This is a genomic window from Lawsonibacter sp. OA9 (genome assembly GCF_022440585.1).
In genome coordinates, this window is record NZ_JAKNTI010000022.1 from 2485128 (window position 1) to 2501130 (window position 16003).

Below are 16003 nucleotides of genomic sequence, written 5' to 3' on the forward strand. Positions count from 1 at the left end.
ACCCTGAGTAGTGTCTTCATGATAGCAATAATAATACTTTGAACTACCCGTATTCGAGTAATCAAAGAAAAAACTCCCTAATCAAATTACATTTCAGTTAAAGGATAAAATACCATGTCAGAAAGTTCAATTAAACTTGAGGAACTCCCGTTCAGCTTTCAGGGGGTGGAGGAGAAATATGGCTCTCTCATCGACGCTGAGGAACTGTGCCCTGGGGTATACTACGCCTCCGCCAGATTGTTGGAGCGTTATACCTTTCTCGTGGCCCAGTACATGGTCGTGACGGCCAGCTCCCCAGCTATCTCGCCGGAGGCCAGGGCCTACGGCGCCCTGATCTTCGAGGCCAACGACTATTACGACAAGGGCCAGCACGTCGTCCGGTATGAGGCCCACAAATATCTCGCTGACCACGGCCTTCCTCTACCGGAAGCGGAATCTCTGCTGGGGGACCGGGTCTTTGGGATGGAGGTCTGCCCTGAATATTTCGGCCAGCTCCCGGTCCCCACGGACACACCCTGGGGACCGCCTCTCCGCCACGACCGCTTGGGGAACGGGCTCTACTGGCTGGAGACTGAGTACGCCGGCTGGGTGCTGGCCCTGGCCTACCCCATCCGTGAAGATCTGATGTTCCACACCAGGGTCTTTGCCGCCCTCATGCCAACCGACCGGGAACGGGGGCTGGACAATACCTTCGGCTACTGCTTCTATCCCTTTGAGGTGAGCTGCATCCCCCTCTTTGAGCTGCTGGAGTACGGGGAGCGGGACTGGGCGGACAAAATCGACATCGCCGCCCTGAAAAACGCCATCCTGAAATTCTACCCCGACTATCTCAAGCCCGACCTGTATGAGCGCCAGAATCCGCCGAGCATAGCGGCCACTCCCGGCGCCGGGACGGACTTTTACCGCTTCCCGGCCTGAACCCAGCACGAAAAAGGCGGCCTCCCATGGGAGGCCGCCTTGAACCCAATTTCCTCTATATCCCAACTGCCCGGGGCGCCCCAACGGGGCGCTCCGGGCAGTTTTCCGCTCTATTTCTCTCTATTGGCGCTGGCCGGGCATCTCCCAGGCCTTGTGGTCGGTGTGAAGCAGCTCCTCCGCCTTCTGACTCAACGGGGCGCCCAGAAAGTCCCGGTACAGGGCTTGGACCTGGGGGTTCTCGTGGGAAAAGCGGATGGGCTCCGCCCGGTCCAGGTCGTACAACCGCTGGCCCCGGACGCCATACAGCTCTTCGTCCTCTACGGAGATGGGCTGACCGCCGCCACCCACACAGCCGCCGGGGCAGGCCATGACCTCCACAAAGTCGTAATGGACCTTGCCCGCCTTCAGCCGCTCGATGAGCTTCCGGGCGCTGCCCAGGCCGCTGACCACGGCGCAGCGCACAGGGATGCCGGCCAGCTCAAAGGCGGCCTCCCGCAGTCCGGGCCCGGTACGGACCGCCGCGAAGGCGTCCGGGTCCGGGTTTTTCCCTGTGAGCACATAGGCCGCTGTCCGCAGGGCCGCCTCCATCACGCCGCCGGTGGCCCCGAAGATAACTCCGGCCCCGGTGTGGACGCCCAAGGGGCTGTCTGGCTCCTCTTCCGGCAGGAGGGCGGGGTCCAGCTTGTCGGCCCGGAGCATACGGACCAGCTCCCGGGTCGTGAGAACCAGGTCCACATCCGGGTGGCCGTCCACCGCCATGGTAGGCAGCTCACTCTCCGCCTTTTTGGCCACACAGGGCATGATGGACACGCAGAAGATTTTTTCCGGCGCTACCCCCAGCGTTTGAGCAAACCAGCTCTTAGCCACGCTGCCAAACATCTGCTGGGGCGATTTGGCGGAGGAAAGCTGATGGGTCAGCTCCGGGTATTGGCTCTTCAGGAACCGGACCCAGCCGGGGCAGCAGCTTGTGAACATGGGCCAGCGGGTCAGCCCCCCGGCCTGGAGGCGGTGGAGGAACTCGCTGCCCTCCTCCATAATGGTCAGGTCGGCGGCGAAGTTGGTGTCAAACACATATTGGAAGCCCAGCCGCCGCAGGGCGGCGGCCATGCGGCCCATGGTGGCCTCCTCCCGCTTCAGCCCAAATGCCTCGCCCCAGGCGGCACGGACGGCGGGGGCCACCTGGACCACGGTAATCTTGTCCGGGTCGGCCAGGGCGGCAAAGGCCCGCTGGGTGTCGTCCCGCTCCCGCAGGCCGCCCACGGGACAGTGGGTGATGCACTGGCCGCACAGGGCACAGTCCGAGTCCTTAATGACCCGGTTGTCCGACACGTCGATGGTGGTGCGGCCGCCGGTGCCCGCCAGGTCCCAGATGGACAGGGACTGGACCTTGTCACAAATCTGGATGCAGCGCATGCATTTGATGCACTTATTATAATCATGGTACAGGGGGAAGGTGGTGGTCCAGGCCCCCCGCAGTCCCCGTGGCAGCTGGCTCTCATAGGGCAGGGACAGGATGCCCAGGTCATTGGCAATCGCCTGAAGCTGGCAGTTCCCGCTGCGGACGCAGGTGGCGCACTTGCAGTCGTGCTGGGACAGAATCAGCTCCACATTGGTCCGCCGGGTGGTCCTGGCACGGGGGGAATTGGTGTGGACCACCATTCCCTCCTTCACCGGGTTGTTGCAGGCGGTGACCATGGCCCGCTCCCCCTCCACCTCCACGCAGCAGACCCGGCAGGCAGCGATCTCATTGATCCCCTTCAGGTAGCACAGGTGGGGAATACGGATGTGGGCCGTTTTGGCGGCCTCCAGGATGGTGGTGCCCTCCGGCACCTGGACAGTCAGTCCGTCAATGGTCATCGTCACCATTCCGTGTTCCTCCCTCCCTTGAAGATACCGTAGCCGAAGTGGTCACAGCGCAGACAGCGGCTGGCCTCCTGCTGGGCCTCCTCCAGTGTCATGCCCTCCTTGAGCAGAGAGAAGTCCCCGCTGTAACAGGAGAGATGGCGGTTTTTCAGATTCACCCGGCCGCAGGGCGGGGTGTTGGTCATATGGGCCGGCGGGATCTCCACATCACAGCGGATCTTGTGGTCAAAGCCCAGATAGTTGTCAATGTTGGCGGCGGCCACCTTTCCGGCGGCCACGGCCCGAATCACGGTGGCTGGGCCGGACACGGCGTCGCCGCCGGCAAAGACGTTGTCCACGCCTGGGACCGAGCTGGTCAGGTCGGTCTGGATGGCCCCCCGGCGTGTGGCAATGCCCACCGCCTCGAAGGGCTGGGCCTCGATGGCCTGGCCGATGGCCACGACGACGTAGTCGCAGGGGATGCGGAATTCCTTTGTCTGGGCGCCGGCCGGAGCGGGCCGGCCATCCCGGCCATAGCGGCTGATGATCTGGGGCTGTGTCCACAGGGCGGCCACCTTTCCCTCCTCGTCCGCCTCAATGCGGGCGGGGGCCTGGAGGGGCAGAATTTGGCAGCCCTCGGCCATGGCCTCCTCGATCTCTTCAGACAGGGCGGTCATGTCCTCCACCCGGCGGCGGTAGACACAGGTGACGCTGTCCGCCCCCAGGCGCAGGGCGGTGCGGGTGGCGTCCATGGACACGTTGCCGCCGCCGATGACGCACACCTTCTTTCCCGTGAAGTCCGGGACCTGGCCCTCGCCAATGCCCCGGAGCAGCTCCACAGCGCTGATGACGTTTTGGGAGTCCTCCCCTTCCAGCCCCAGCTTTTTGTCGTTGTGGGCGCCGATGGCGATGTACACCGCGTCAAAACTCTTCTGGATGTCCTCCATGGTCAGATCTCTGCCAATGGACACCCCAGTATGGACTCGGACTCCGGCGGACAGGATGTGGTCGATATCCCGGTCCAGGATCTCCTGAGGCAGACGGTAGTCCGGGATGCCGTACCGCAGCATACCGCCCAGTTTGGGGCGCTGCTCATACACCGTCACCTGGTGCCCCATAAGGGACAGATAATAGGCGGCGGTCATGCCGCCTGGGCCGCCGCCTATGACGGCCACTGTCTTTCCAGTGTCCGCCGCCCGCTCCGGCGGGGCGGCAGGGGCGGCGTGATCCACCGCAAACCGCTTCAGCCCGCAGATGTTGACCGCGTCATCCACCATCCGGCGGCGGCACTGGGCCTCGCAGGGATGCTCGCACACATAGGCGCAGGCGGAGGGAAAGGGATTGTCCTTCCGGATCAGGCGGACCGCGTCGTCGTACCGCTCCTCCCGGACCAGGGCCACATAGCCAGGGACATCCACATGGGCCGGACAGACGGACACGCAGGGCACCGGGTGGCTCAGGCCGCAGATACAGCGGCCGTGGACCACATGCTCCTCATAGTCCTCCCGAAAGCCCCGCACTCCCCTGAGCACCATGTGGGCAGCCTCATAGCCGATGGCGCAGTCGGCGGAATCGGCTATGACCTGGGCAGTGCTCTCGATCAGGTCGATGGTCTCCAGCGTAGCGGTGCGGTCCAGCACCTGCTCGATCAGGATGGCCAGCTGGTTCAGCCCCACCCGGCAGGGAACACACTTGCCGCAGGTCTGGGCGTGGCACAGCCGCAAAAAATTCAGGGACATGTCCACAGGACACAGGCCAGAGGAGCTGGCACTGATCCTGCGCTCCATGTCCCGACTGAGCCACGAAAGGACGGTCTGGGCCCGCCCCGGCGTTTCGATGGACAATCGGCTCAAAGGGATCTCCTCCTTCACATCTTCTCGCTGTTCTGCAAAGCATTCCTTCCTTGTCTTTCATAGTTCGGCAAAAAGTTTCTGCTTTCCAGCGTTTTTCCTGCCTCGATTGCAAAAATCTTGACAGCTTCACTTTTCCTATATTCAAAAAAGTATCACAAGGCCCCGCCGTTGTCAATGGCAACCGGGCATTCTCTTATTTCATATGATATCATTTTTATCCGGGGGATATTTTTGTTCCAGCCTACCAAAATGAAAACCGGCCGGCGGCCGCTGGAGCGCGGACGCCGGCCGGGAACTCTCGGTCCAGTTCAGCCCTTCTGAGACAGGGCAGTACAGAAGGCCAGGGAGTGGAAGGCCACCTCTTTGTCATCACTTCTGGAGGTGAGGGCCACAGGGATTTTGGCCCCGATGACCACGCCGCAGGTCTGGGCGTGGGCGTGCATCTGCCAGCACTTGACAATCAGGTTGCCCGCCAGCAGACTGGGAACGACGATCCCGTCGAACTCCCCACACAAGGGACAGTCGTAGCCCTTCAACCGGGCGGCCTCCTTGGACAGGATCAGGTCATAGGCGATAGGGCCCACCAATTGGCAGTCCGCGATGGGGTGCCGGCAGTGCTCTCGGACCAGCTCCTGGGCCTCGATGGTGTCCTTCATATGGAAGGCGACCTTCTCCACCATGGATAGCAGGGCAATATTGGGCCTCTCATAACCCACAGTCTTCAGCATATCCACCATGTCAGCGATGATGGTCTTTTTCTGTTGAAGATTGGGCTCAATGGTGACGGTGACATCTCCGATGGCTATGACCTTAGGATACTCGGGCATACAGACCAAGTCAATGTGGGCCAGCAGCTTGTCGGTGCGCAGCCCATTCTCCGGCACCAGGAGGGGCAGCAGGAACTCCCGGGTCTGGGTGTTGCCCCGCATGAGCATATCCCCCTCGCCCCGGTTGACCACATCCACCGCCGTCTGGGCCACATTCTCCCCAGGCTGGGTGGGTACCAGGCGGTAGGGCCTGTCTTTCATCCCCAGCTGCTCCAGCATGGGGACCACCTTCTCCTCCTCGCCCACTAGGACGGGAAATACAAAGCCGGCCTCCTGAGCCATAAAGGCCCCCAGCAGGATATTCTCCGCGTCCGCACCGGCGATAACGACAGTCTTAGGCTTCTGAACGCTCTTAGCCTGCTCCACGATCTGATCAAAATTTTTCAGCGCCATGGTACACAACATCTCCTTTTTCACATCGATCCTTCGTCACAGTTCAAAAGCGGGAAACAGGGACTCTGTCTGGTCTTTTTCCCCATCTTAGCATCTTTCTTCCGCTAAAACAAGGCTTTCCAGGGATAATTGTGGGAAAAAGTTGTGATTACAAGTCCGGCGGCACTCACCGGCGGGACCAGTTCTTCCCTGGGCTTTCGCCGCGCATAAATTCGATGAGCTGCCGATGAATTGGGCTGGTCTTGTTCCTAGAGTAGGATAAATAGATGTTTCGGAATGCCTGGGGGTCGTCCAGCAGATAGAACACCACGCCACTGGTGGGAGTGACAAACTCTGGGATAGTGGTTCGCAGAAATGTGATTCCCTTTCCCTCGCACACCAGGTAATAGGCGGTCATCATCTGGCTGAGGTACAGGGATACGTTGGGGGTGAATCCGGCATTCCGGCACAGGGTCAGGCTCCGGTCGTGGACGTCGTTGTCCGGCTTGAGCAAAAGGAAAGGCTCGTCCTTGAAATGGTGCAGTGGGACTGGCGGACGCCTGTGCTCCAGCTCGTCCCGTCGGAGCAGCCCCTCAAAGGTGTATCGGTAGGGCTCCAGCCGCTGGTTGATCTCATAGTGGGCCGGAACCGCCAGGATAATCTGCTCTGACGCCCAGGGAAAGGTCTGTATATCGCTACCAGAGGGGCACTCCGCTTCCAGCAAAAAGTCCAGCTGGCCCGCCCTCAGCTTCTCAGTCAGGCCAGAGGTAGTCCCCTCGGTGAAGGTTAGGGTGACCTGGGGGTACAGAGCGCAGAAGTCGGTAAGCAGCTTAGGCAGCACATAGGTACAGAAAAACATAGAACTGCCAATGTGCAGCTCCACATTGTTGACGCTGCGCATCTCGTTGAAATGCCGCTGCATCTCCTCCTCGATGGCCATAATGCGCTCGATCTGCTCAATATAGTACCGCCCCGCATCGGTAAGACTGATAGGGTTGGTGCTCCGGTCAAAGAGGGGGATCTGGAGCTGCTGCTCCACCTTTTTCACTGTGGCACTCAGCCAGGGCTGGGACACATATAGTTTTTTTGCCGCCTTGGAAAAGCTCTTCTCCTGATATATGGCGTAAATGTACTCTTTATAATCCGTCATAGCAGCCCTCTATAAGGAAAATCATATAGTGCCTTCAACGATTTGCTATTTTACATCGCGGCCGGCACCTGCTAGAATTATATCAGAATGTCCCCCCGTCCAGCAAGAGGATTCCTCTCCGCGGCGGGTACAATTTAACATTTTAAGGGAGAATCATCGCTATGGAACTGAAAACTTCAGCCAGAATGGACCAACTGGCCCCCTCCGGCATCCGAAAAGTCAATGAGAAGGCTCTGGCTATGGAGCGGGCCGGGGAGCATGTCATTCATTTTGAAATTGGTCGTCCCGATTTTGACACCCCTGAATATATCAAGAAGGCGGCTGAGGCGGCTCTGGACAAGGGGGACGTGTTTTACACCTCCAACTTCGGCACTCTGGAGCTGCGGCAGGAGATTGCCAACAAGCTGAAGCGGCAGAACAATGTGGACTATAAGGCCAGCGAGGTGCTGGTCACCGTAGGCCTGTCCGAGGCTGTCTTTGCTGTTCTGGCCGCTATTCTGGACGAGGGGGACGAGATCCTGGTCCCCGACCCTGCTTGGCTCAACTACCACAATGTGCCCCGTATGTTGGGCGCCGTCCCCGTCACCTACTCTCTGAAGGAGGAGAATGGCTACCAAATGGACCTGGCCGAGCTGCGCTCCAAGGTGACGGACAAGACCAAGGCCGTGGTCATCATCACCCCTAACAATCCCACTGGCGGCGTTCTGTCCCAGGATACCCTCCAGGGCCTAGCCGACCTGGCCATCGAGAAGGACCTGTTAGTCATCTCCGACGAGGTGTATGAGCGGCTCATCTACGATGGGGAGAAGCACATTAGCATCGCCTCCCTGCCGGGCATGAAGGAGCGGACCTTCACCATGAACGGCATGTCCAAGGCCTACTCCATGACCGGCTGGCGCCTGGGCTATGTGGCCGCCCCCGAGGCCTATATCGCGGTCCTCAACAAGTTCCACCAGCATAACACCACCTGCGCCCCCTCCTTCGTCCAGACGGCCTCTGTGGCAGCTCTCCGTGACGAGAAGAACGAGGTCAACGACATGGTTAAGGAGTATCAGCGCCGCCGGGATTATGCCGTCAAGGCCATCAACGACATTCCCGGTTTGAGCTGTCTGTGCCCCAAGGGCGCCTTCTACATCTTCATCAACTGCAAATCCCTGGGAAAACCCTCCGCCGAGCTGGCCTCCTATCTGCTGGATGAGGCCAAGATCGCCCTGGTTCCCGGCGATGTCTTTGGTCCCGGCGGAGAGGGATATCTCCGCCTCTCCTTCGCCAACAGCTATGACAATATCGTGGAGGGCTGCAAGCGGCTGGCCCAGGCTGTGGCTAAACTGCGGCAGTAAGTCTTCCCGATGGAACAAACTGCACAAGAGAGCGCCCAAAAGGGCGCTCTCTTTTTCCGTTCAGAGGAGGGAAAGGGAGAGGCACGGCCTTGCAAAAAGCCCTCCTTTCCATTACAATGACGTTAGGAGAAGATTAACCGATTCGTGATAGCAGACCGTTTCAAAAGAGGGGAAACTTGGATGGAAACGACAGTGCAGCGGAAGACTCTCAATGACCTGGCTCCGGGCCAGAGCGGCACGATCCTGTCTGTGGGCAATCAGTCCGGGGCAGTGAAGCGCCGGCTAGTGGATATGGGGCTGACCCCCGGCACCCAGGTGAAGGTAAATAAAATTGCCCCTCTGGGCGACCCCCTGGAGGTGTCCCTCCGGGGCTATGAGCTGTCCCTGCGCCGGGCGGACGCCGAGCAGATCGTCATAGGGCAGCCCCGCCCCCGGCGTGCCGGAGGGGCAGCCCTTCAGGCCGGTCCAGATCCCGAAGCCGCCCGCCGGCAGCTGCGGGACCATGAGCATGAGCTGGAGGCCCACGGCGGGCGCTATGACGCCGCCGCCCACGACAGTCGGTCTATGCGTGTGGCTCTGGCTGGCAATCCCAACTGCGGCAAGACTACTCTGTTCAACGCCCTCACCGGCTCCAACCAGTATGTAGGAAACTGGCCCGGTGTCACCGTGGAAAAGAAGGAGGGCACCGCCCGTTTGGGCGATAAGTCCATGACGGTGGTGGACCTGCCTGGCATCTATTCCCTGTCCCCCTATTCCATGGAGGAGATCGTAGCCAGGGATTTTATTATCGGCGAGGCGCCGGACTGTATCATCGACATCGTAGACGCCACCAATCTGGAGCGCAATCTGTACCTCACAGTCCAGCTTCTGGAGCTGGAGCGGCCCATGGTGGTGGCGCTGAACTTTATGGACGAGGTTGCTAAACGGGGCGACCAGATCGACGTGGCCCGGCTGTCCAAGGAGCTGGGTATTCCCGTAGTCCCTATCACCGCCCGAACCGGCGAGGGGCTGGACACCCTGCTCCACACCGCCCACCGTCAGATGCACTTGGGCTTTACAATCGAACCTGACGATTTGTACGACAGCTTCACCCATGACATCCACCACCGGATGGGCGAGCTGATCCACGACTACGCCTACGCCGCCGGGCTGCCCGCCCACTGGGCCGCCATCAAGCTGCTGGAGGGAGACGACATCGTAGCCAAGGCCCTGAAGTTGCCCGCACGGGTGTCCGGCCTGCTGGATGCGGTAGTGGCCGAGTACGAGGGATCCAGTGACCTGGGCGACCGGGAGACCCTGATTGCCGACAGCCGTTACCAGTACATCGAAAAGGTGGTAGCCGCCTCTGTGGTCAAGGGCGGCCGTCCCGGCGAGCTGACCTTCAGCGAGAAGGTGGATAAGGTGGTCACCCACCGCCTGTTCGCCATTCCCCTGTTTCTGTTGACTATGCTGCTTATGTTTGTCGTCACCTTTGGTCCCTTTGGCTCCTGGCTGTCCAACGGGGTGGGGGCCGCCGTGGACAGTCTATCCGGCTGGCTCTCCAGGGCGCTGTCCGGGGCGGGAGTGTCCCCGGTCCTGGTGTCCCTGGTGTGCGACGGCATCATTGCCGGGGTGGGGGGCGTGCTCACCTTTCTGCCCCAAATCGCCCTGCTCTTTTTCTTCCTGTCCTTCCTGGAGGACTCGGGCTATATGTCTCGGGCCGCCTTTATCATGGACCGCCTGCTCCGCCGGTTCGGACTGTCTGGAAAGGCGTTCATCCCCATGCTCATGGGCTTTGGCTGCTCGGTGCCCGCCATCATGGGGGCCCGGACCATGGAAAACGAGAAGGACCGGAGGATGACCATTCTACTGGTTCCCTTCATGTCCTGCTCGGCCAAGCTGCCCGTCTACGGGCTGCTATCCGCCGCCTTCTTCGGCCCCTACGCCGGGCTGGTGGTCTTTGGGCTGTATCTCATCGGCATGGCGGCGGGCATCCTGTCCGGCCTGTTCTTTAAAAAGACCCTGTTCGCCGGGGAGCCCGCCCCCTTTGTACTGGAGCTGCCCCCCTATCGCCTCCCCTCCCTGTCCAATATGCTCACCCATGTGTGGCAGAAGGTACGGGGCTTCCTCATCAAGGCAGGCACCCTCATCCTTCTCATGTCCATGGTGCTGTGGCTGCTCCAGTCCTTCGACTTCTCTCTGCGCATGGTGGAGGACGCCGGCCAGAGTATGCTGGGTACTCTGGGCTCCCTCATCGCCCCCATCTTTGCCCCCTGCGGCTTCGGCCACTGGCAGGCCGCTGTTGCCCTGCTCACCGGGCTTGTCGCTAAGGAGATGGTGGTGTCCTCCCTGTCCATGTTCTACGGCTTCTCCCTCACCGCCTCCAGCGGAGCGGTGGCAGCGGCCATGGCTGGCTTCACCCCCCTGTCCGCCTTCTCCATGCTGGTGTTCATTCTGCTGTACGTCCCCTGTGTGGCCGCCGTATCCACCCTGTTCAAGGAGATGAACAGCCCCAAGTGGGCCTGGTTCTCCATCGCCTGGCAGGTAGGCTGCGCCTATGTGGTATCTCTGCTGGTGTATCAGGCGGGCAGTCTGTTTTTCTAAATGGTGGGAGCGGCCGAAGGCCTCTCTGACCTTTCGATCTAGGAGGAATCTGTTATGGTAAAACTCATCTCGCTGGACCTGGACGGCACGCTGCTGGATCCACAGGGCCAGATCACCCCGGCCTCTAAGGCGGCCATCGCCCTGGCCCGGGCCGCTGAGATTCGGGTAGTGCTGAATACTGGCCGTCCCATCCCTGAGGCCTGCTTTTTCGCCAAGCAGGCCGGGTGTGATGATCTGGTATCTGCTTTGGGAGGGGCGGCGCTGGCGGACAGCTCCACTGGCCAGGTCCTCCAGCGCCAGGACCTGCCCCAAAACACGGGGCGGAGGGTGCTGGAGCTGTGTCTGGGCCGGCGGATCGAGCTGATGATCTTCGCCGGGGAGGAGATCGTCCTGGACCCCTTCTCCAAGGAGTCCCTGCTGCGGACCTATCCCTATCCAGTCTTTCATGACAACGCCGTGGTGGTGGAGGACCCCCTGGCCTATCTGGAGGAGCACCGCCTGCCCTTGACCAAGGTACACGGGGACTGGAATCAGCCGGCTTATCCCTTGGAGGAGCTGCGGGCCCTGGAGGGGTTGGAGCTGACCTCCTCCAACGACCATGATTTCGAGGTGGTGCCCGCCGGGGTGGATAAGGGGGTTGCTCTGGCCCAGCTGGCCCAGCGGTACGGCGTGCCCCTGGACCAGTGCGCCGCCGTGGGGGACAGCGACAACGACCTGGCCATGCTCCAGGCGGCTGGCGTTCCTATCGCCATGGGCAACGCCTCCCAGGCCGTCAAGGACCTGGCCCTCCGGGTCGTTGCGGACAATGGACAGGACGGTGTGGCTGCGGCTATTCTGAACTGCCTGGACCCGAAACTTTCTCCATCCCTTTAATCGTCGCATCGTGCCGCCGGAGCTCCGGCGGCACTTTTATATTTTCCTCTTTTCTTTGCAGGGATTAAGGACGCGGCAGCTTTTTTAAGGAAAATACCCTTAAATCCCGCCCTTTCCCTTACCATCTGGTATCATGTTCTACCAGGAGGTGATTTTATGTACAGAGGTCCCCATGTAGACGATCCGAAAAAGTCGGTGACCGTCGTTCTCCCACTGGACCGCTACCAGGCGCTGGCCCGTCTGGCGGAGCAGAACTCATACAGCCTTCCCGCCTATATCCGCCAGGTGCTGCGGAACCATATCCAGTCCCTGGAGAGGGAGCCATAAGGCCGAAATTCCCGCCCGGTTTCACCGGGCAGGAATTTTTATGCCCTCTCCCCCACTGGAATACAAATTTCCCCTTGACCTTCCACCTGCTGGACGGTATAAACTGTCACGGCAGCGGTGGGAGAAATTTTAATGAAATTTTCATCTATTCTTTCAATGGATATAAACTTTGTCCCGTACAATGGAAGCACACAGAGACACCCCGGCGAAACCGGCCCTCGGGCCATGAAGATAAGGAGTTTTTTTATGGACGCGACACAGGTCAGCACACAGGAGGAGATACAGCTCCCACAGGAGCCGGGGAAGAAGGGACCTCTTTTTCCAGTCCCCCGGAAAAAGAAGAAGTGGATCAAGCGGGGGGCCATCCTCCTTGTGGTCCTTCTAGCCATATGGTGGTTTTTCCTCCGCCCGTCGGGCGGAGGGGGCGGCGTCAGCGCCGCCGGGCAGTACATTCCTGTTCCCGCCTCTCTCCAGGATCTGACGGTGGCGGTGGACGGCTCCGGGGCGGTGACGCCCATCGAGTCCTATCAGGTGGGCGCCCTGGTCAGCGGCGAGGTGCTTGCCGCCCCCTTCGAGGTGGGCGACTGGATTGAGAAGGGAGATCTGCTCTATCAACTGGATGCCGGGGACGCGGAAATCGGTCTTCAGCAGGCCCAGTTATCCCTGCGTCAGGCCCAGCTCAACTATGATGAGCTGCTCTCCGGCATGAGCCCAAGCGCCTCCGCCGCCGGGGTGGTCCAACAGGTCCACGTCCAAAAGGGGGACTTGGTCTCTCCCGGCACCCCTATTGCCGACGTGGCGGACAACTCCACCATGACCTTGACCCTCCCCTTCCAGTCGGCGGATGCCTCCAGCCTGTCCCCCGGTCAGGGGGCCCAGGTGACCATCGCCGGCACCATGGAGGTGCTGTCCGGCACAGTGGAGTCCATCTCCTCCGCCGAGCTGGTGGGAAATGGCGGTGCTCTGGTCCGGCAGGTGAAGATACGGGTGGATAACCCAGGCGCTCTGACCTCCGCCAATTCGGCCACCGCCACTGTGGGGGACATCGCCTGTGCCGGAAGCGGCTCCTTTGAGGAAAATACGCGCCAGACCGTGGTGGCCCAGACCTCCGGCGAGGTGACTGCCGTCCACGTCACCGCTGGCAGCAGGGTGTCCGCCGGTACCGCCCTGGTCACCCTGGGGGGCGATGGGGCCCAGAGCGCCCTGGAAAACAGCGCCATCTCCGTGGAAAATGCCCAGCTGGCCCTCCAAAGGGCCCAGGACGCCCTGGAGAGCTACACCATCACCGCCCCTATCTCCGGCACGATCATTGAGAAGAACTATAAGGTTGGTGACAAGGTAGACGGCATGGACGCCGGCTCCCTGGCCATTCTCTATGACATGAGCAGTCTGAAGCTGACCATGAACATCAGTGAGTTGGACCTGAACCAGGTCCAGGAGGGTCAGGAGGTAGACATCACCGCCGAGGCGCTGCCCGGACAGGTCTTTCAAGGCGTAGTGGACCGGGTGTCCATCAACGGCACCACCACCAACGGCTTTACCACCTATCCCGTCACCATTCTGCTGCGGGAGTTCGGCGACCTGAATCCAGGCATGAACGTGTCCGCCGATATCGTTGTCGAGCGGACCACGGGCGTCCTCTGTGTCCCGGTGTCCGCCGTCAACAGCGACGGCACTGTGCTGGTAGCCGGACCGGGCACACTTTCTGAGGATGGCCTCACCATAGCCGATCTTTCCAAGGCGGAGCGCCGCCCTGTGGAGCTGGGACGGAGCAACGAGGAGTACATCGAGATCACTTCCGGACTGTCTCAGGACGAGGTGGTGCTGGTTCCTGACCAGGCCACCGGCTCCATGGGCGCCGTTGCGATGGGAGGCTGACCGGCTTGGAACATCTCATCGAACTGAAGGACATATATAAGATCTATCCGATGGGGGAGGAGACAGTCCATGCCCTGGATGGGGTGAACATCACCATCGACCAGGGGGAATTCGTGGCCATTGTAGGCTCCTCCGGTTCAGGCAAGTCCACAGCTATGAACATTATCGGCTGCCTGGACGTGCCCACCTCCGGCACCTACCATCTGGGGGGTGTGGATGTGTCCACCATGGAGGACGACCAGCAGGCGGACATTCGCAACAAGATGCTGGGTTTTATCTTCCAGCAGTACAACCTGATCCCCAAGCTGTCTGTGCTGGAAAATGTAGAGCTTCCCCTGCTCTACGCCGGCGTGCCCGCCGACCAGCGTCGGGAGCGGGCCATCCGCTCTCTGGAGCGGGTGGGACTGGCGGACAAGAAAAAGAATCTGCCCAGCCAGCTCTCCGGCGGCCAGCAGCAGCGGGTGTCCATCGCCCGTGCCCTGGCCGGGGACCCCTCGGTCATCCTGGCTGACGAGCCCACTGGAGCCCTGGACTCCAAAACAGGCCGGGAGGTACTGGGCTTTTTGAAAAAGCTCAATCGGGAGGGGGACACGGTGGTCCTCATCACCCACGACAACTCCATCGCCGTCAAGGCGGACCGCATCATCCGCCTTCAGGACGGCAAGGTCATCTATGACGGGGACGCCCACGATCCACGGGCGGTGGTCCAGCCCGACGCGGCGGACGAGGAGGTGGAGGCGGTATGAACTATGGACAGTCCTTCCGCCTGGCCATCAAGGCCCTGGCCACCAGCAAGATGCGCTCCCTGCTCACCATGCTGGGCATCATCATCGGCGTGGCCGCCGTCATCATTATCCTGGCCCTGGGCAACGGCCTGACCGGCATGGTGCAGCAGCAGGTGGATAAGCTGGGGGTCAACATGATGATGACCTATGTCTGGGGACGAGGGGATGGGTCCACCTCTACCCTGGATCCCCAGGATATGTATGATCTGGTGGAGGAAAACCCGGACGTGCTCTCCGGTGTTTCCCCCTATGTGGACGCCCAGGCCACCGTCCGCAAGGGGGACGAAAAATTTGACAAGACCTCTCTCTACGGAGTCAGCGAGGTCATGTTCAACAACAGTACCAAGGGCACCATCGACGGCGGGGAGAAGCTGGGCCAGGGACGGTTCCTCTCCTGGCTGGACGTGGAGCGGCGAAGCCAGGTGTGTGTCATTGGAAGCTATCTGGCGGAAAACGCCTTTGGGGGCGACGCCCTGGGCCAGACTCTGACCATCAACGGTCAGGCTTACACTGTCATCGGCGTGCTGGAGCAAATCCGGGAGAACATGGAGGAGGGCGGCCCTGACGACCAGGTGTACATCCCCTATGAGAACGCCCTGGAGATGCTGGGCACCCGGAACGTGACCTTGTATATGTTCACCAGCACTTCCGGCGAAACAGCGGCCGCCGCGCGAATGGTCATCGACAGTATGCTGCTGGAGTATTTTGACGGGGATTATGACGCCTTCTACACCCAGACCATGGCGGAGCAGGCCGAAATGATCAACCTGATGATGGGGGTGGCCATGGGGGTACTGGTGGCCATCGCCGCCATCTCCCTGTTAGTAGGGGGCATCGGCATCATGAACATCATGCTGGTATCCGTCACCGAGCGCACCCGTGAAATCGGCATTCGGAAATCTCTGGGCGCCAAACGGCGGGACATCCGCCGCCAGTTCGTCATCGAGGCCGGGACCACCTCCGCCATTGGCGGGCTGCTGGGCATCGGCCTGGGCTGTCTGCTGGCGATGGGACTGGGGGCATTGTTCGGTGGGATGCTGTCCGCCCAGATGGGCGGCGCCGTCTTTAACGCCACTCCTACTCTGGGCGCTATTGCCATCAGCTTCGGGGTGTCTGTGGGCATCGGTGTCCTGTTCGGCTATCTGCCCGCCAACAAGGCGGCCAAGCTGAATCCTATTGACGCGCTGCGATATGACTGATAAATTAGAGACAGAAGAAGCGCGGCGGTCCCTTTCTAACGGTCGTTTTTTCCTTA

The 16003-nt window shown here is 60.8% G+C and carries 12 protein-coding genes; 8 read left to right on the plus strand and 4 right to left on the minus strand.

Annotated features, from left to right (window positions below; genetic code table 11):
- The first annotated feature begins 114 nt into the window (after positions 1–114).
- The gene (locus MCG44_RS13310; protein ID WP_240288660.1) at positions 115–918 is read left to right on the plus strand and encodes a hypothetical protein; all 804 of its coding nucleotides are present in this window, start codon (positions 115–117) and stop codon (positions 916–918) included.
- A gap of 120 nt (positions 919–1038) precedes the next feature.
- Here MCG44_RS13310 and MCG44_RS13315 read toward each other — a convergent pair whose 3' ends face one another.
- The 4 genes from MCG44_RS13315 to MCG44_RS13330 form a co-directional block, all read right to left on the minus strand.
- The gene (locus tag MCG44_RS13315; RefSeq protein WP_240288662.1) at positions 1039–2784 is read right to left on the minus strand and encodes an NADH-dependent [FeFe] hydrogenase, group A6; all 1746 of its coding nucleotides are present in this window, start codon (positions 2782–2784) and stop codon (positions 1039–1041) included.
- On the minus strand, positions 2778–4613 hold the full coding sequence (locus tag MCG44_RS13320; protein ID WP_240288664.1) for an NAD(P)-binding protein: 1836 nt from the start codon (positions 4611–4613) through the stop codon (positions 2778–2780). The genes MCG44_RS13315 and MCG44_RS13320 overlap by 7 nt, the downstream gene beginning before the upstream one ends.
- A 308-nt stretch (positions 4614–4921) precedes the next feature.
- Positions 4922–5833 carry a phosphate acyltransferase gene (locus MCG44_RS13325; RefSeq protein ID WP_240288666.1) on the minus strand — a complete coding sequence of 304 codons (912 nt, stop codon included), beginning with the start codon at positions 5831–5833 and terminating at the stop codon, positions 4922–4924.
- Between the two features lie 166 nt (positions 5834–5999).
- Entirely contained in the window at positions 6000–6962 is a 963-nt protein-coding gene (locus MCG44_RS13330) for a LysR family transcriptional regulator (RefSeq protein WP_147572762.1), read from the minus strand.
- 161 nt (positions 6963–7123) lie between these two features.
- Here MCG44_RS13330 and MCG44_RS13335 point away from each other — a divergent pair, with 161 nt between their 5' ends.
- From MCG44_RS13335 to MCG44_RS13365, 7 genes are all read left to right on the plus strand, one after another.
- On the plus strand, positions 7124–8302 hold the full coding sequence (locus tag MCG44_RS13335; RefSeq protein ID WP_147572764.1) for a pyridoxal phosphate-dependent aminotransferase: 1179 nt from the start codon (positions 7124–7126) through the stop codon (positions 8300–8302).
- 180 nt (positions 8303–8482) lie between these two features.
- Positions 8483–10885, plus strand: coding sequence for a ferrous iron transport protein B (gene feoB, locus MCG44_RS13340; RefSeq protein WP_240288668.1), 2403 nt, complete (start codon positions 8483–8485; stop codon positions 10883–10885).
- 54 nt (positions 10886–10939) lie between these two features.
- Positions 10940–11758 (plus strand): Cof-type HAD-IIB family hydrolase, encoded by an 819-nt coding sequence (locus MCG44_RS13345; RefSeq protein WP_240288670.1) that lies wholly within the window; start codon positions 10940–10942, stop codon positions 11756–11758.
- A 156-nt stretch (positions 11759–11914) separates the two neighbouring features.
- Complete coding sequence (locus MCG44_RS13350; protein WP_240288672.1) at positions 11915–12085, plus strand: hypothetical protein; 171 nt, start codon at positions 11915–11917, stop codon at positions 12083–12085.
- A gap of 246 nt (positions 12086–12331) precedes the next feature.
- The gene (locus MCG44_RS13355; protein WP_186852340.1) at positions 12332–13963 is read left to right on the plus strand and encodes an efflux RND transporter periplasmic adaptor subunit; all 1632 of its coding nucleotides are present in this window, start codon (positions 12332–12334) and stop codon (positions 13961–13963) included.
- Between the two features lie 5 nt (positions 13964–13968).
- Positions 13969–14709 carry an ABC transporter ATP-binding protein gene (locus tag MCG44_RS13360; RefSeq protein ID WP_147572772.1) on the plus strand — a complete coding sequence of 247 codons (741 nt, stop codon included), beginning with the start codon at positions 13969–13971 and terminating at the stop codon, positions 14707–14709.
- A complete protein-coding gene (locus MCG44_RS13365) occupies positions 14706–15947 on the plus strand; it encodes an ABC transporter permease (protein WP_240288674.1) in 1242 nt (413 codons plus the stop codon). Before MCG44_RS13360 ends, MCG44_RS13365 begins: the two co-directional genes overlap by 4 nt.
- Positions 15948–16003 lie beyond the last annotated feature (56 nt).